At 70.1% G+C, this 14,541-nt stretch carries 20 protein-coding genes and 1 pseudogene; 11 read left to right on the forward strand and 10 right to left on the reverse strand.

What is annotated here, in order from left to right; all coding sequences use genetic code 11:
- Positions 1-46 precede the first annotated feature (46 nt).
- The 3 genes from NWFMUON74_RS12030 to NWFMUON74_RS12040 are packed head-to-tail and all read left to right on the forward strand — an operon-like array spanning position 47 to position 3,572.
- Positions 47-1,165 (forward strand): saccharopine dehydrogenase NADP-binding domain-containing protein, encoded by a 1,119-nt coding sequence (locus tag NWFMUON74_RS12030; RefSeq protein WP_197987006.1) that lies wholly within the window; start codon positions 47-49, stop codon positions 1,163-1,165.
- The gene (locus tag NWFMUON74_RS12035; RefSeq protein ID WP_232110975.1) at positions 1,162-2,313 is read left to right on the forward strand and encodes a Gfo/Idh/MocA family oxidoreductase; all 1,152 of its coding nucleotides are present in this window, start codon (positions 1,162-1,164) and stop codon (positions 2,311-2,313) included. The genes NWFMUON74_RS12030 and NWFMUON74_RS12035 overlap by 4 nt, the downstream gene beginning before the upstream one ends.
- Positions 2,310-3,572, forward strand: coding sequence for a cytochrome P450 (locus NWFMUON74_RS12040; protein WP_187687892.1), 1,263 nt, complete (start codon positions 2,310-2,312; stop codon positions 3,570-3,572). Before NWFMUON74_RS12035 ends, NWFMUON74_RS12040 begins: the two co-directional genes overlap by 4 nt.
- Before the next feature lie 30 nt (positions 3,573-3,602).
- On the opposite strand, the gene NWFMUON74_RS36005 is transcribed toward NWFMUON74_RS12040, so the two are convergent.
- The 6 genes and pseudogenes from NWFMUON74_RS36005 to NWFMUON74_RS12060 form a co-directional block, all read right to left on the reverse strand.
- Positions 3,603-4,022, reverse strand: coding sequence for a helix-turn-helix transcriptional regulator (locus tag NWFMUON74_RS36005; RefSeq protein ID WP_232110976.1), 420 nt, complete (start codon positions 4,020-4,022; stop codon positions 3,603-3,605).
- Between the two features lie 6 nt (positions 4,023-4,028).
- Positions 4,029-4,076: pseudogene (locus tag NWFMUON74_RS36720) on the reverse strand (hypothetical protein); the annotation flags it as partial.
- A 22-nt stretch (positions 4,077-4,098) separates the two neighbouring features.
- Positions 4,099-4,257, reverse strand: a complete 159-nt coding sequence (locus NWFMUON74_RS36015; RefSeq protein WP_232110977.1) for a cupin domain-containing protein — start codon at positions 4,255-4,257, stop codon at positions 4,099-4,101.
- 360 nt (positions 4,258-4,617) lie between these two features.
- Positions 4,618-5,337 carry a class I SAM-dependent methyltransferase gene (locus NWFMUON74_RS12050; RefSeq protein WP_187687893.1) on the reverse strand — a complete coding sequence of 240 codons (720 nt, stop codon included), beginning with the start codon at positions 5,335-5,337 and terminating at the stop codon, positions 4,618-4,620.
- Between the two features lie 173 nt (positions 5,338-5,510).
- Entirely contained in the window at positions 5,511-5,942 is a 432-nt protein-coding gene (locus NWFMUON74_RS12055) for a DoxX family protein (RefSeq protein ID WP_187687894.1), read from the reverse strand.
- Between the two features lie 106 nt (positions 5,943-6,048).
- Entirely contained in the window at positions 6,049-7,029 is a 981-nt protein-coding gene (locus NWFMUON74_RS12060) for a sigma-70 family RNA polymerase sigma factor (protein WP_232110978.1), read from the reverse strand.
- Between the two features lie 136 nt (positions 7,030-7,165).
- Here NWFMUON74_RS12060 and NWFMUON74_RS12065 point away from each other — a divergent pair, with 136 nt between their 5' ends.
- Positions 7,166-7,567, forward strand: a complete 402-nt coding sequence (locus NWFMUON74_RS12065) for a PPOX class F420-dependent oxidoreductase (RefSeq protein WP_187687896.1) — start codon at positions 7,166-7,168, stop codon at positions 7,565-7,567.
- Here the strand turns inward: NWFMUON74_RS12065 and NWFMUON74_RS12070 are convergent.
- Positions 7,564-7,752 carry a hypothetical protein gene (locus tag NWFMUON74_RS12070; RefSeq protein WP_187687897.1) on the reverse strand — a complete coding sequence of 63 codons (189 nt, stop codon included), beginning with the start codon at positions 7,750-7,752 and terminating at the stop codon, positions 7,564-7,566. The two genes, NWFMUON74_RS12065 and NWFMUON74_RS12070, sit on opposite strands and share 4 nt — an antisense overlap.
- 172 nt (positions 7,753-7,924) lie before the next feature.
- On the opposite strand from NWFMUON74_RS12070, the gene NWFMUON74_RS12075 reads away from it, so the two are divergent.
- Complete coding sequence (locus NWFMUON74_RS12075) at positions 7,925-8,260, forward strand: hypothetical protein (RefSeq protein WP_187687898.1); 336 nt, start codon at positions 7,925-7,927, stop codon at positions 8,258-8,260.
- Between the two features lie 35 nt (positions 8,261-8,295).
- On the opposite strand, the gene NWFMUON74_RS36020 is transcribed toward NWFMUON74_RS12075, so the two are convergent.
- Positions 8,296-8,550 carry a serine hydrolase family protein gene (locus tag NWFMUON74_RS36020; RefSeq protein ID WP_425343085.1) on the reverse strand — a complete coding sequence of 85 codons (255 nt, stop codon included), beginning with the start codon at positions 8,548-8,550 and terminating at the stop codon, positions 8,296-8,298.
- 4 nt (positions 8,551-8,554) lie between these two features.
- Positions 8,555-9,448, reverse strand: a complete 894-nt coding sequence (locus NWFMUON74_RS12080) for a serine hydrolase domain-containing protein (protein ID WP_232110980.1) — start codon at positions 9,446-9,448, stop codon at positions 8,555-8,557.
- Positions 9,449-9,737: 289 nt separating this feature from the next.
- Here NWFMUON74_RS12080 and NWFMUON74_RS12085 point away from each other — a divergent pair, with 289 nt between their 5' ends.
- From NWFMUON74_RS12085 to NWFMUON74_RS12110, 6 genes are all read left to right on the forward strand, one after another.
- A complete protein-coding gene (locus NWFMUON74_RS12085; RefSeq protein ID WP_187687899.1) occupies positions 9,738-10,226 on the forward strand; it encodes a DinB family protein in 489 nt (162 codons plus the stop codon).
- Positions 10,227-10,319: 93 nt separating this feature from the next.
- Positions 10,320-10,463, forward strand: coding sequence for a lasso RiPP family leader peptide-containing protein (locus NWFMUON74_RS12090; protein ID WP_187687900.1), 144 nt, complete (start codon positions 10,320-10,322; stop codon positions 10,461-10,463).
- A gap of 72 nt (positions 10,464-10,535) precedes the next feature.
- The gene (locus tag NWFMUON74_RS12095; RefSeq protein WP_187687901.1) at positions 10,536-12,377 is read left to right on the forward strand and encodes an asparagine synthase; all 1,842 of its coding nucleotides are present in this window, start codon (positions 10,536-10,538) and stop codon (positions 12,375-12,377) included.
- A gap of 31 nt (positions 12,378-12,408) precedes the next feature.
- Positions 12,409-12,666 carry a lasso peptide biosynthesis PqqD family chaperone gene (locus NWFMUON74_RS12100; RefSeq protein WP_187687902.1) on the forward strand — a complete coding sequence of 86 codons (258 nt, stop codon included), beginning with the start codon at positions 12,409-12,411 and terminating at the stop codon, positions 12,664-12,666.
- Complete coding sequence (locus NWFMUON74_RS12105) at positions 12,663-13,088, forward strand: lasso peptide biosynthesis B2 protein (RefSeq protein WP_197987007.1); 426 nt, start codon at positions 12,663-12,665, stop codon at positions 13,086-13,088. The genes NWFMUON74_RS12100 and NWFMUON74_RS12105 overlap by 4 nt, the downstream gene beginning before the upstream one ends.
- A 92-nt stretch (positions 13,089-13,180) precedes the next feature.
- Positions 13,181-13,771, forward strand: coding sequence for a TIGR03086 family metal-binding protein (locus NWFMUON74_RS12110; RefSeq protein ID WP_187687903.1), 591 nt, complete (start codon positions 13,181-13,183; stop codon positions 13,769-13,771).
- Positions 13,772-13,781: 10 nt separating this feature from the next.
- On the opposite strand, the gene NWFMUON74_RS12115 is transcribed toward NWFMUON74_RS12110, so the two are convergent.
- Positions 13,782-14,462, reverse strand: coding sequence for a TetR/AcrR family transcriptional regulator (locus tag NWFMUON74_RS12115; RefSeq protein WP_187687904.1), 681 nt, complete (start codon positions 14,460-14,462; stop codon positions 13,782-13,784).
- Positions 14,463-14,541: the final 79 nt, after the last annotated feature.

Below are 14,541 nucleotides of genomic sequence, written 5' to 3' on the forward strand. Positions count from 1 at the left end.
GGCAGGACGCGGGAACGGTGGAATCGCTTGTGGGCCGGGTGAAGTCGTGACGGTGGCGGTGCTCGGGGCGACGGGGGTGGTCGGCCGGGCCGCGGTGCGGATGCTCACCCGGCTGGGCATCGGCGGGCTGCGGGTCGGCGCGCGGGATCCGAGCCGGGCCGAGTGGGGCGCATTGCCGCGTGATGTGGAACCGCGGCGGGTGGATGCGCGGGACGCGGGCTCGCTGGCGGAGTTCTGTGCGGGGACGAGCCTGGTGCTCAATTGCGCGGGACCGTCCTACCTCCTGCTGGATCGGGTGGCGCGGGCGGCCCTCTCGGCCGGAGCCGACTATGTCGACGTCTCGGGTGACGGGCCCACCTATCGGCTGCTCGAAGGGTCACCACTGGTGGCCGGCGGGCGGACCGCCGTGCTGTCCGCCGGGATGCTGCCCGGCCTGGCCAATGTCGTCCCCCGGGTGCTGTCCGACGATCTCGCCGGGGCGCGGCTGGTCGTCTACGCGGGCGGCATCGAGCCGTTCGCGGCGGCGTCGGCAGGAGATCTCGCCCTGTCGCTCGACAGCTCCGATGCCACCGACGGTCACTGGTACGGCGAGACGCTGGCGGCGTGGTCGGGCGGCGAGCGACGGCGCAATGCCCTGCCGGTGCGCGAGGATGTCGAGGTCGCCGGATTCCCCGGCCGGGTGACCACGATGCCGTTCCTCACCGCCGACGCCGAGCGGCTGGCCCGGTCGGCCGGACTGCGAGAACTGCACTGGCACAACGTCTTCGTGGGCAACGCGCTGCGCCTGACGCTCACCCGGCTGCGCGGCCGCGTCCCCCGTGACGCCGCGGCGCTGCCGCCGGTCGTCGAGGAGATCCGCGCGGCGGCCGAACTCGATCTGGCCGGACTGGACCCGTTCTACCTGATGGCGTTCACCGTCTCCCGTCCGGATCGCACCGACACCGCCGTGCTGCGCGCCCCGAGCAGTTTCGAATTGACCGCCGCCACCGCCGCGTACACGGTCGACGCCGTGCTGTCCGGAACCGTACCGCCGGGCCTGCACTACGCCGACGACGTCCTGGACCCCCACGGTCTGCTCGACGGCGTGTCCGCCCTCGGCGCGCTGCCCGTCCGGCAGATCCATGGTCACGCCCACGACGAACCGATGGAGACAGGGAGCCTGTGAACGACTCACCACAGCCACGCGGCAGCCTGCCCGCGAAACCGAAGGTCGTCGTGTGCGGCACATCGTTCGGCCGGGTGTATCTGCAAGCGGTGCACGAGGACCCGGAGGTGGAGCTGGCGGGAGTCGTCTCGCGCGGCAGCGCCGCCTCGCGGGAGTACGCGAAAACCTATGGGGTACCGCACTATATCGGTGTCGAGCAGGTGCCCGGCGACATCGACATCGCCTGCGTCGCCGTGCGCGCGGGCGCGGCGGGCGGTGAGGGCGCGAAGCTGGCCCAGAGCCTGCTGGCCCGGGGAATCCATGTGCTGCAAGAGCATCTGCTGCACCCCGACGAACTGACCGACTGCCTGCGGACCGCCCGTGAACACGGGGTTCGCTACCGGCTCAACTCGTTCTACCCGCAGCTGCGGCCGGTTCAGCTGTTCTTGCACGCGGCCCGGATCCTCCGGGAGCGGCAGCGACCGCTGCATGTGGACGCCGCCGCCGGCAGCCAGGTGGTCTATTCGCTGCTCGACATCATCGGCCGGGCCGTCGGTCGCCTGCGGCCGTGGGCGATCGGCGACCCGGCTCCCATACCGCCCGAGTTGGCCGCACTGGCCGATCCGCCCATGCCCTACACCCACTTGGCCGCGGTGATCGGCGGCGTCCCGGTGTCGTTGCGGGTGCAGAACCAGATCCATCCCGCGGACCCGGACAATCACGCGCTGCTGCTGCACCGGCTGGCGATCGCGTTCGACGGCGGGGTGCTGACCCTCGCCGACACCCACGGCCCCGTGCTGTGGAGCCCGCGGCTGCACACCGACCGCGATGCGACCGGGCGCTTGCGCATGGCCGGACCGGGCACCGAACGCCTGGCGGTGCCGAGCACCGAAACGCTGGATTCCGCTGTCGCGCCGACATTTCGGGCCATCTTCGACGACCTCTGGCCGGACAGCGTGCGTGTCGCGCTGGCACAGTTGCGGGCCGATATCGCCGACCCGCACCGATCCGTCGGCGCGGCCCAGTGGGCGGTCACCGTCACCGCCCTCTGGCAACGCCTCACGACCGTTCTCGGCCAGCCCGAACTGATCCGGCCCTCGACGCCCGCACCGGTGCCACTGCCGGAGCTGCTCGCCGCCCGGCCCCCGCGGATCGGAGACCTGCCGTGACCGTCCCCGCCCGCGAATCGACCGACCTGCAGGACTTCTCGGCCGACCCGTACGCGACGATGCGGCGTCTGTACCTGGAGAACGGCGCGATCTCCCGGCTCGGCACGGGCCCGATGAGTTTCCGGCTGGCCCTGGGCACCGAGGCGTGCGAGTTCATCCTCGCGAACAATCACCTGTTCAGCTGGGAACAGGCCTTCGCGGCACTGGCACCGCTGACCGGGTCCGCCGCTCTGCTGGTCAACGACGGTGACCGGCACCGTCGGCTGCGCCGTTTGGTCACACCGGCTTTCACCGTTCGCCGGGTCGCCGAGCATCGCGAGACGGTCGTCCGCCACGTCGAGGCGGCCATCGCGGGATGGGCTCCGGGTGATGTCGTCGACATCTACGTCCCACTGCGCCGGGCACTGCGCCTGGCGACGCTGGAGAGCCTGTTCGGCGCGGCCGCCATGGAACGCTCCGAGGGGCTGGACGACTGGCTGCACGACATCCACCGCGCCATCGACACCGATGTGGTCGGCGGCGCCCTCGAACGCGGCTCCGGATCACCGGTCTGGCGCCGGGCACTGCTCGCCCGCTCCTCGGTCCATCGCTGGGTCGTCGCGGAGATCGAACGGCGCGATCGGGCCGAACCCGGTAGCGACGTCCTCGGCGTGCTGCTGCGCGGGGTCGACGGTACCCGGCTCACCGCCGACGAGATCACCGACCAGCTGGTCAGCCTGCTCGAGGCGGGCGCCGAAACGACTGCGGCGCAACTGTCCTGGATGATCTACTGCACGATGCGCGAGCACGAGGTGTGGGCCGATATCCGGTCGGTGGTCGCGGATCCGGTCCGCCTGGACCACATCGTGTCGGAGACCATGCGGCTCTACCCCGCCACGGCCGTCATCTCGCGCAAGGTCGCCACCGGTTTCACTCTGGCCGGGCAGCGGTTCCATCCCGGAGATCTGTTGCTGTTCAGTCCTTTTCACACGCACCGGCTGCCCGCGGTGTGGCCGGACCCGGAACGGTTCGACCCGCGGCGATGGGATCCGGGCGCCGAGCATTATCGCCGACCGGCACCGTACGAGTTCCTGCCGTTCGGCGTCGGCACGCACCGTTGCGTCGGCGCGAACTTCGCCGTGATGGCGGTCAAGGCCGCCTTCGCCGCGATCGTCGGGCGCGTCGACGGCGAATTGCTGACGACCGAGGCGCGTCCGGCGGGACTGATCGGAATGCGTCCGAGTGCCGGAATCACCGTGCGGATCACCGAAAAGCGCTGAACCACAAAGGATCTTCGCCGACCGGCATACTCACCGGCCGGTGGTGGTGGCGCCGTTGCGGTAGCGGCCCGGTGACATGCCGAACTGTTTCTTGAACGCGTGGGCGAAGGCATAGGTGGTGGCGTACCCGACCTGCTCGGCGATGGCGGACAAGGGGTCGGTGGTCTCGCGCAGCAGGCCCGCGGCCCGCGTCAGGCGCCACCAGGTCAGGTAACCCATCGGCGGCTGGCCCACCAGCGTGGCGAACCGGCGGGTCAGGGTGGCGCGGGAGACGCCGACCTCGGCGGCGAGCCGGTCGTTGCTCCAGTGCGCGGCCGGGTCGGTGTGCAGCGCCCGCAGGGCGGCGGCGGTGACCGTTTCGGTGAGCGCGGCAGGCCAGACACCGGTCCCGCTCTCGGCCATCCACGCGCGGATCATGGAGACCAGCAACAGATCCAGCAGACTCGGCACGGCGATGCAGGCACCGGGGCGGCGCTGGTCGGCTTCCAGCGCCAGCAGGTCGATGGCGGCGCGGAGTTCCGGGTGGTCACCGAGCCGCGCCGGAGGCGGTTTCGGCTCTCACCGCCGCGCTCCACTGCTCGAACGGAACGGTCTGCGCGACCGTGCGGGTGTCGGCGGCCCGATCGGCGAGCACATGCCCGGTTCCGTGCGGCAGCAGGACGGCGTCACCGGTTCCCAACGTCACCGGTTCCCAACGTCACCGCATCGCCGTCGTCGGGCAGCACCCAGCAGTTGCCCCGCAGGACGATGTGGAACGCGGCGCCCGAGTACGAGCCCTGGAATCCGCGCCCGGCCACACGCCGGGTTCCGCGGTCGTGCACCTGACATCCGGCACCGACCGTTGCGATCTTCGTCGGCGATATGGTGCACAGCCCGATGCAGCTGCTGCACCCATCGCACAGCAGCTGCCTGTGCCTGGACCCGCGCCGGGCCGCGACCACCCGGCGCCGCGTCCTCGAACGCGCCGCCGACCAACGGCAATTGGTGATCCCCGCGCACTTCTCCGGCCCGGGGGCGGTGGAAATCCGGCGCGCGGGAACCACTTTCACGCTGGGCGAGTGGGCGCCCGCAGGACACCCGCCTGTGCGGTGAGTTGCTCACCGGCCAGCCCGGTTTCCGCCGCCAGGTCGTCGATACCGAAGGTGTGCCACTCGCTGACGTTGCGCACCACCCTGGTGGGCGCGGCATCGCCGCTGATCCGCCACGTCGAGGTGATCCGGATCAGGTCGCCGCCGATCGGCTCGGCCTCGATGGACCCCTCGTAGGCCAGATCCCCGATCTGCTCGCGAGCCAGATCCATCTTCGGCATGGCCATCGGGCGGGTGACCGGCAGCAGTTCCACCAGCACCGGCGCGCCGGGGGCGAGCCGGGGCAGGACCCGGTCCCACAGTGCCCGGCGGCCTTCCGCCCCGATATGACCGAGCACGCCGAAAAGCACCAGCGCCGAAATGGTTTCGGGCAGTACGACCGCTTCCGCCGCCTCCGGCACGATGGTCACCCGTCGCCGGAGGTCCTCGTCGGCGAGCACGTCGTGGGTCAGGACCGCCCGCATCGCCGGGGCGGGTTCGCAGGCCAGGATCTTCGCCGACGGCAGCACCTCGGCGACGATGCGGCACGCCCGCCCCGTGCCCGCTCCGATGTCGACCACCGGACCCGCGCTCGGATCGACCTCGGCCAGGATCTTGCGCAGGGCGGCTTCACCCTCGGCGTGGGCGCGGGGCACCAGGTCGTAGAACTCGGCGACCGGCGAGTAGAAGTCTTCCATGCACATCTCCTGTGTTGCGATCGAGCGGGCGTCTTATTGAAAAAGGTTATCATTAACACTCGCTCGACGGCCGCCGGATCGATCGCCGCCAACCCGACGGGCGATCGATCCGGCAACGCACGATCGGCGGTCGGTGGGCAGAGCCACCGACCGCCGTCGTGCTTATGGATGTGTCACCGCGAGAGCGTGTTTCGCAGCTCGGTGAGGGTGGCGCGGCGCTGGTAGGCGATCCAGACGAAGATCGCTGCGAGTGCCAGCGGGAAGATCGCCATCGCGGGCTTGTCGGCGATGAAGGCCTGGGTTCCGGCGGCGAGCACGGTGAGCACGGCCAGGCCCGCGGCGGCCAGGGCGCTGAGCCGCGGCACCATCAGGCCGATACCGCCCGCGACCTCCGCGAGCCCGATGAAGATGAGCAGCCCGAGCGGCATGGACAGATTCTCGGAGGTGTTCTCCGCCAAGGAGGCCGGCATCACGAGCTTGGGCCCGCCGGAGGCGATGACGAAGAACAGGCCGAGGAAGATCTGCAGCGTCCACAGGACACGGTTCACGATCTTGCCGGGACGGTCGGTAACGGCGAAGTCGGCGGAGGAGGTGGCGGTGGTCATTTCTGGTCCTTCTGGTCGGTCGCGCCGGGTTGGTAGCGCGTTCAACACATACGACGGAGCACCACTCGCGGACTCATCGCTGTCGACGAAGAATTTTCGACAGGGTTCAACGGTGCGTCGGGAACCCGCAGTGGTCGAGGAGGTTCGGGTCGTCGAAGACGGTGATGTGGGTGATGGCCTCGGCGGTGGTGGCGAGGACGGCGATTCCGAAGGGGACGTAGGCGCCGGTGGTGCCGCGGAAGTAGGCCGCGGCGGCAAGCTGGCCGTTGACGGTGGTGGGCAGCAGTCGCCAGGTCCCGGGAGCACCGAGGACCTGGTGTGCCAGGAAGGCGACGCAGGTCCGCTTGCCGGAGAACCAGGTTCGAGACGGGGGCATCTCGATCACCGCGTCTCGGTGCAGGATCCGCTCGAGCAGGGTGGCGTCGGCAGTTTCGAAGGCCGTGATGTATTCCTCGAGCAGGGCGCGGCCGCGCGGATCGGTGGGTTCGCCCCGGTGTGCCGCTGCCCGGGCGAGATCGCCGACGCGGGCGCGGGCGCGCTGCAGGGTGCTCTTGACCGCGGCGGTGCTGGTGTCGAGCAGATCGGCGACCTCGGCTGCCGGGAAGTCCAGCACGTCGCGCAGGATCAGCACGGCACGCTGGCGCCCGGACAGGTGTTGCAGCGTGGCGATCAGTGCGAGCCGGAGGCTGTCGCGGGTGACCGCCACCGCCGCCGGATCGTCGGATGCGGAGGTCACCAGAGCGTCCGGCAGGGGCCCCAGCCATGCGACGCCGTCGTCGGCGGAATCCGGTGTGGCATAAGGGTTCGCACTGGCGGCGTCCAGGCCGGAGGGCAGGACGCGGCGGCCGCGGTGGGTCAGCGCCGTCAGGCACGCGTTGGTGGCGATGCGGTAGAGCCACGTCCGGACCGAGGAGCGGGACTGGAACCCGTCGTAGCCGCGCCATGCCCGCAGGTACGTCTCCTGCACCAGGTCCTCGGCGTCCTCGTGTGAGCCGAGCATGCGATAGCAGTACGCCAGCAGCTCGCGCCGGTACGGCTGGGTCAGGTCGGCGAACTCGGCGTTCGGTGATCGATCCTCCGGCTGCACGGCGACCTTCCTTTCTCGGGACATCGGACTGTATCGCGGCCGGAAGGCGCGAAATTTCTCGCGCGCCACCCGATTCCTTTCCCGCCCGGCCCTGGTCCATATCCCCGCAACCCCCAACCGGAAGGACCGAACACTCATGACCACCGCACTGGACCAGGCGGCTCGCACGCTCATCGACGGCCCCCACGCGGCGATTCTCGCTACCACCAACGCCGACGGGCGCCCGCAATCGTCGGTGATCTTCGTGAAGTACGAGGGCGACGCCATCGTATTCAGCACCATCGAGGGTCGGTTGAAGACCCGCAACATGCGCCGGGACCCGCGCGTCAGCTTGCTGCTGTACGGCCGGAACGACGGCCGCTACGTCGAGGTCCGCGGCCGCGTCGACATCACCGCCGACCCCGGCAAGGTGCTGCTGCACGAGATGTACGGCCGCTACATGAACGGCGCGACCCCGCCCCCGGAACCGGACGCGGAACGGTTGATCGTGCGGATCACGCCGGAGCGCTGCTATGTCTGGCCACCCGCGAACAACTAGGTTCCGGCGTCCTCGTCGACCGGCGTGCCGCGGATGCGGAAGATCAGCCGCCGGTGCCCGGCCCGCACCGCGCCGCCCGAAACCGACTCGGATCGGCGGCGCCGCGGGGCGGCGGTCGAGGTGACCGGTGTCGTCCGCACGCCGCTCGCCGCAGGCGCGGGCACACCCGGAAGTCCCGCGCTCACTGCGGCATTCGGTCGCCCTCGCGCAGCAAACCGGACAGGACACCCCCGGCGCACGCGGTGGAGCGGCGGGTTGCCCGAACACCGGACCGCCGCTACTCTGGAATTTGCTCGAAAGTTACTGAAGTGTCCGGTTTTTGGTTTGTGTCCGATCTCCGAGGGATGGACTGAGACTATGACGTTTCTGGCACTCGGTTACCTGCGCACCGACATCTCGCGGCAGCGCCAGCAATGGGACGAAGCGCAAATCCGCAGCCTGGCACGGCGATTGGGTTACAACCTGTGCAAGACGATCGCTTTCAGCCACCGCACCGACGACCGTATGCGGCAGCTGGCGGACGCGGCCGTCGCCGCACGAGCGGACGCCGTCATCGTCCCCAGCGTCGATCACCTGGACTCCGGCACGGTGCCCGCCGGGCTGGTCGCGGCCACCGACATCATCACGGTGTCCCCGCAGCACACCTATGCCCGATGGTCCACGGGCGAGCTACCTTACGCGGGCGGAATGTAGCCCGAGCGGCACCGCGCCGGATGGGAGCGGCGCGTTCACAGTGTGTCGTATACCTCGGTGACGAGGTCGTAGGCGCGGCGATCGCCGGATAGCCAGTCCCGCCGCAGATTCGGGATGAAAGCGATCGCCACCTGATTGTCGATGTCCCCGAGGCCGACCGAACCGCCCGCGCCCGGATGTCCGAAGGCCGTCGGCCGCGCGCTGTGCGGCAGCACGAAATTCTGCGAAGGCAACATGTAGCCGAGGCCGAAGGCGCTTTCCAGCAGCAGCACCGCGTCCGGTCCGCGCACGTGTTCACGCGTCGCCTCCGCGAGCAACTCCGGGGCCAGCAGCGCGCCTGTGACGAGGTCGCTGTAGAAGCGGGGCCAACGCGCGTGCGGTGGTGACCAATCCGGTCGCGGGCCAGCCCCCGGCCAACACCTCCGGCTGGTTGTACGAGCCGGCCGGATTGGTCGATGCCCGGATCGCGAGCGAATCGGGATCCTGGTAGGCGCGCGCCATCGCGGCGACCGTTTCCGCGTCGATCGGCCCCGGATCGGTCCACCTCCGCTGCGGGGCGGGCGGGAATCCGACCCGTGCGGCTGCGGCGGCGACCTGTGGCGGCGCACCGATCCACAGCTCGTCGCCGAGGTGGCGGCGCACGTACTCACCGACGGTGGAACCTGTTGTCCTGCGGAGGAATTCGCCGACCAGCCAGCCGAAGGTCAGCGCGTGATAGCCGTGCCGGGCGCCGGGCGCCCAGAGGGGTCGCTGCCGCGCCAGCAGTGCGGCCATCGCCGCGGGGTCGGCGGCCTCGGCGACCGACACGGCCCGGTCGAAGGCCGGGAGCCCGGCACGGTGGGTCAGCAGATCCGCCAGTGTGGTCGAATCCTTGTCCGCGCCACCGTATTCCGGCCACCAGGTCACCACGGGGTCGTCCAGGTTCACGCCGGCCCGGGCGGCCACCAGGAGGGCGGCCGTGGCGGTGACGGCCTTGGTGCACGAGAACGTCACCGACGGCGTGTCCCGCTGCCAGGGCCGACCCGTCCGCGAGTCCGCGACGTCGCCCCACAGATCGGCGACCACGATGCCCCCGACGAACACCGTCACGGCGGCCCCGCTGTACTGCCCGTCGGCGAAACTGGCCTCGAACACCTCGCGCACCGACCGGAACGCCGGATCGACCCAGCCGTTCACGCATTCCTTCACGACAATATTAGAACACGTTCTAGGATTGCCGGTCGTCGTACCCGGTCCGCGCCGTGGCTCGCGGTACCCTGCGATACACTGCTCGCAGCGGCATCGCCCGCCGCGCGACGATCGCGGTATCGGCACAGTTCCACCGCGCTCCGTGCGTAATTCGTGCGACGAGTTCAGCACTTCCTTCCCTCTTTCCGGTCATTTCCCGATGCCCGACGTGCTGCCTCGCCCGAATTCTCGATCACCCGCCGGGATGCCGTTCCGGCCCGGCCCACTCACCGAAATGGAGTGAAACACCATGAATGCCAACCGCATTGCCATCGGAACCGAGCGAGCGATCCTCGAACACCTACTCGACCGCAATCGCGAAGCGCTGATCGAGACGGTCCGGGGCCTGTCCGAGGCCGACGCCCGCCGACGGCTCGTCGCGTCGCTCACGACCCCGATCTCCCTGATCAAGCACGCCGCCGCCGCGGAAAGGATCTGGTTCCAGCGATTCTGGGCCGGACTGGACGAATCCGAATGCGACGGATATTCCCGCCGCGACGAGGGCACGTTCGCCGCCGCCGACGACGAGTCGCTGGCCGATGTCATCGCCGAGTTCGAACGCGCGAGCCGCCGCTCCCGTGAGATCGCGTCCCGCTTCGCACTGGACGACACCAAAGACGTTCCGCGCGAAGGGAGTATCAGCATGCGCTGGACCCTGCTCGTGATGATCCAGGAGTTCGCCAGGCACGCGGGTCACGGCGACATCCTCCGCGAACAGATCGACGAGCCACTGCGTTAGCGGGACCCCTCCCGGCGGACCGGCCGTAGCGTGGGCGGGCCTCGAACGGCACGGAACGTTCGAGGAACGCATCGACAGAATCGAGGTACCGCAGTGGATTCCGTTCGGACATTCGACGACGACAATGTGTACGAACCGCCGATGCTGGTGGAGGTCGGGACGTTCGCCGAGATGACACAGGGATCGAGTTACGTGATCATCGAGGGCTACCCGAGCGCCTGGGGCTCCAACTACTAGTCCGTGTTCCGCGGTGGCCCATGGCCGCGCCGGTCGTGGGCCATTCGCCTTCCTGTGCAAGGGAGATCGATCATGCGCGGTGAAACACCATGCTGGTTCGTCTGCGTGCCGGACAGCGCGATCGGCGACACGCTCGCGCGGCTGCGCTCGCGGGCCGACCGGGTCATTGCCCATCCGTCCGGACGGCCCTGGTTGCTGGGCAATTGGCGCGACGATCAGATGACGGTGGCGCGGGCCGCGAACGCGGTCCTGGCCGTCATCGGCAGGTCCGCCACCTCACCCGCCGAACTCGAAAGGCGCGTAGGGAAAGTGCGCGGACCGGCCGACGTGGAGGCGGCCGCCGGTGCCCTGCCCGGCAGCTACCACCTGCTCGCTGCCGTTGCCGGCCAGTGTTATCTGCGTGGGTCGGCGTCGGGCTCGCGCAGGTGCTTCCACGCCACGGTCGACGGTGTGACCGTGGGCGCGGACCGGGCGCGCACCCTGGCCTGGTTGATCGACGCCGACGTGGACGACCGGCAAGTGGCGGCCCAACTCGCCTATCCCGTGCTGCCCGCTCCACTGAGCGGCCGCGCGATGTGGCGCGGCGTGCACGCCGTCGCACCCGATCACGCGCTGGTGCTCGCACGCGAGGGCACCCATCGGACGACGCGGTGGTGGCGGCCCCCACCCGCCGACGCGGGATTCGCGCAGGGCGCTGCCGCATTGCGCCGCGCCCTGCGCGAGGCGGTGGCGTTGCGTGCCCGTCCGGGAGAGGTCGTCGGCGCGGATCTGTCGGGCGGAATGGATTCGACGTCGGTATGTTTTCTCGCCGCGCAGGCCGGAGCGCGCCCGGTCACCGCCACCCTGCACTGGTCGGCTCCGGGCAATGAGGACCACGCCTACGCCGATCACGCCGCCGATCACCTCCCCGGGGTCGAACGACTCGTCTTTCCCTCGGCCGAATTACCCGAGTTCCTCGCGGGTCTGACCCATCGCCATCAGCCCGCGGACGAGCCCATGGGCATCGTCCGCGACCGCGCGCAGCAGCGAGCGATAGCCGAACTCATGGTCGCGCGCGGCGCCTCGGTCCGGTTGACGGGCCACGGCGGCGACTATCTCGTCGTGCCGCCTGCCCTGTATGTGCACGATCTGCTGCGCCGCCGTCCCGTGGCGGCGCTGCGGCACCTCACCGGATTGCGGGCGCGCGGGCGCTGGAGTCCGAGCGCGACCATTCGCCTGTCGGCCCATCGGAGTCCCTACTCCCGCTGGCTCGTCGCGGCGAGTGGCCGGCTGCGGGATACCGATACCGTGTCGACGCCGGACGAATGGGGTGAGAGATTCCGGCTGCCGCCGTGGGCCGGCGAGGCAGCCGCCGAAATGCTCGGTGAACTCTTGCGTTCCGCCGCGGCCGCGGCGACACCGCTGTCCGACGAGCGCGGGAGACACGCCTGGATACAGCAGATCCGCGAAGCCGGTCGCGGAGCCAGGATTCTCGCCCAGCTCTCCGAGCCGATCGGCCTCGACACCGACAGCCCGTTCTGTGACGACTCGGTAGTCGAGGCGTGCCTGAGCGTTCACCCCGAACTGGCGCGCAACCCGTGGTCGTACAAGCCGCTGCTCGCCGAAGCCATGCGGGGGCTCGTCCCGCCGCGAATACTCCGCCGCAGCACCAAGGACCACTGCACCGAGGAATGGTTCGGGGGCCTGCGGGCGCACCGCCGCGACCTCATGGACTGGGCCGAGGACGCACGTCTGGTCGCCATGGGCCTGGTCGACGCATCCGCACTGCGCCGCGCGGTCGCCGGTCCCGCCATGCTCACCGGCGGTTTCACCCAGCTGGACAACACGCTGGGAGCCGAGGAATGGCTACGCGATCTCGCCGCGCACCCCGTCCCCGCCTACTTGTCCCGCACCGACACCTCCGTGCCCCGATGACACCCGGACCGCCTCGAAGGAGCGCCTGGAAATGAACCGACTCCGCGACGACGTCAGCCTGTGCGTCACCGCAGACGGCACGATTCTCCTCGATGAACGAAGCGGCCGATACTGGCAGCTCAACACGACCGGTGCGGAGATCCTGACCGCCCTGCTGGACGGTGTCGCCGAGGACGAGGTGGTCCGCAGGCTGACCGAAACCCGGCCGGTCAGCCGCGAACGCGCGGCGGCCGACGTCGCTGACCTACTGGCCCAGCTGGCCCGTGCCGACCTGTTCAAAGCCTCGTGAACCACGACCAGACCCTGGCCGGGTCCACTCCGCTGCCGCTGTCCCGGCGCCTCGGTCCCTACACCGCCGTCGTCGTCGCCGGAGTCCTCGCGCGGCTCTCCCCGCGCCGCCTGCGCGCGGTGCTGACCCTGCTGCGGCGCGGCGCGGCACCCGCCGACCACAGCCGGGCGCTGTGGGCGCGCGAGGCCGTCACCGCGGTCAGTACACGGTGCGCCGGTAGGTACTGCCTGCAACGTTCCATCGCCACCGCGGTGCTGTGCCGTCTCACCGGCACCTGGCCGACCTGGTGTACCGGAGTGCGCACCGCACCCACCGCGGCACACGCCTGGGTCGAGGCGGAAGGCCGCGCCGTCGGCGAACCACCCGACACCGCCGCCTATCACGTCCTCCTCGCCGTCCCGCCGATGCCCAGCCCGCGATAGGCGCGCACATCTATTGGAATGGACCATTCCGTTCTGATAGAGTGGAGTGCAGCAGGCCGCCGAGAGGGTGGTCCGAACGAGAGGCGAGATCGATGGGCGAGAACACCGTGACCGAATGGGCCGTGCTGAACGAGGCGCACGCCGCGCTGCGAAACGTGGTACGCGGGCTGACGGCGGAGGATCTGGGGCGTCCGACGCCCTGCGCGGAATGGACTGTGGCGCAAGTGATTCAGCATGCGGCGGGGGATCAGGTGGCGTATGCCGCCTTCCTCACCGGCGGTCCGGGACCGGACGAGAATCCGTTCGCGCCGTCGGGCACTCTCGCCGAATCCGCCGAGGTGACCATCGAGCGCGCGATGGCGGCGGCCGCCGCGGCGTGGGCGACGGTTCCCGCTGCGACCGAAGAGGTTTCGGTGCCCATTCCGCCGAACAAGCTGACCGCCGAACTGGGTGTCGGGGCCTGCGCGCTCGATGCCGCGGTGCACGCCTGGGATCTGGCCGTCGCCTCCGGTCAGCCGTCACCGCTCACGCCCGAGCTGGCGCGGCGATTGCTGCCGGTCGCCCACGTGCTGGCCGACCCGCTGCGCGGTTTCGCCTTCGCGGAAGCGCTGCGCGGCAACGACTCCGGTGACCCCGATGCGCTGCTGCGCTACCTCGGGCGCGATCCGCGGTGGCGGGCCTGACCGGACCGCCTCAGCTCGGCCGGGGCCGCTCCGGCAGCAAACCGTCGAGCATCCGCCGCGCCGCCGTAGCGGTGTCGTAGCGGGCCGTGCTCCGTGCCCAGTGTGGCAACAGCCGGACGACGGCGGGGAATCCGGCGAGGAGTTCGGGGGTGGCGGCCTCGGTCCAGTGCGCGGGCGGGCGCCCGTCGGCGGCGGCCTGATCGCGCTTCTCGGCCGCGCGGCGGGCCATCAGCTCGCCGAGGGCGAACCGCCACATCACCCCGTAGAGGACCACCGCGTCCTCGTCGGACGCACCGAGTTCGTTCGCGGCGCGGACGAATTCGTCGAGGATCCACATCGCCGCGCGGCCGAAGGTCTCGCCGGTGACGAGAATGTCGAGGACCCAGGGCAATCGGTGCAGGGTATCGATGAGGTACACCACGATCGTCACCAGGCGCTCGCGCGGATCCTCCGGCAGTGCCGGCCGTTCCAGCTCGTCGGCGCGAGCGCTGAGTACCGCGAAGAACAGGGCGTTCTTGGTCGGGAAGTGGTAATAGATCGCGGCCACGCTGACATCGAGTTCGCGGGCCAGTCGACGCATGGTGAATCCGTCGACGCCGGCCGTGGTGAGTAGCCGCGTCGTAGCGGCTACCACGGTCTCGCGGTCGACCCGGACCGGGCGGCCACGTTTCGGGGTGGTGGGGGACGACAAGGCGCTCCTTTCTGCGGAATCGAAGCTCTCGACAGCATGGTTAGGGTGTGCTAACCCTATTAAAAATACATGTTCGGAA

It is taken from the genome of Nocardia wallacei (genome assembly GCF_014466955.1).
Lineage (GTDB): Bacteria > Actinomycetota > Actinomycetes > Mycobacteriales > Mycobacteriaceae > Nocardia > Nocardia wallacei.

Excerpts from the sequence above, each read along its gene's own strand:
- NWFMUON74_RS12050 (WP_187687893.1), bottom strand. The coding sequence starts at position 5,337 with ATGGAAGACTTCTACTCGCCGGTCGCCGAGTTCTACGACCTGGTGCCC.
- NWFMUON74_RS12055 (WP_187687894.1), bottom strand. The coding sequence starts at position 5,942 with ATGACCACCGCCACCTCCTCCGCCGACTTCGCCGTTACCGACCGTCCC.
- NWFMUON74_RS12065 (WP_187687896.1), top strand. The coding sequence starts at position 7,166 with ATGACCACCGCACTGGACCAGGCGGCTCGCACGCTCATCGACGGCCCC.
- NWFMUON74_RS12075 (WP_187687898.1), top strand. The coding sequence starts at position 7,925 with ATGACGTTTCTGGCACTCGGTTACCTGCGCACCGACATCTCGCGGCAG.
- NWFMUON74_RS12085 (WP_187687899.1), top strand. The coding sequence starts at position 9,738 with ATGAATGCCAACCGCATTGCCATCGGAACCGAGCGAGCGATCCTCGAA.
- NWFMUON74_RS12095 (WP_187687901.1), top strand. The coding sequence starts at position 10,536 with ATGCGCGGTGAAACACCATGCTGGTTCGTCTGCGTGCCGGACAGCGCG.
- NWFMUON74_RS12100 (WP_187687902.1), top strand. The coding sequence starts at position 12,409 with ATGAACCGACTCCGCGACGACGTCAGCCTGTGCGTCACCGCAGACGGC.
- NWFMUON74_RS12110 (WP_187687903.1), top strand. The coding sequence starts at position 13,181 with ATGGGCGAGAACACCGTGACCGAATGGGCCGTGCTGAACGAGGCGCAC.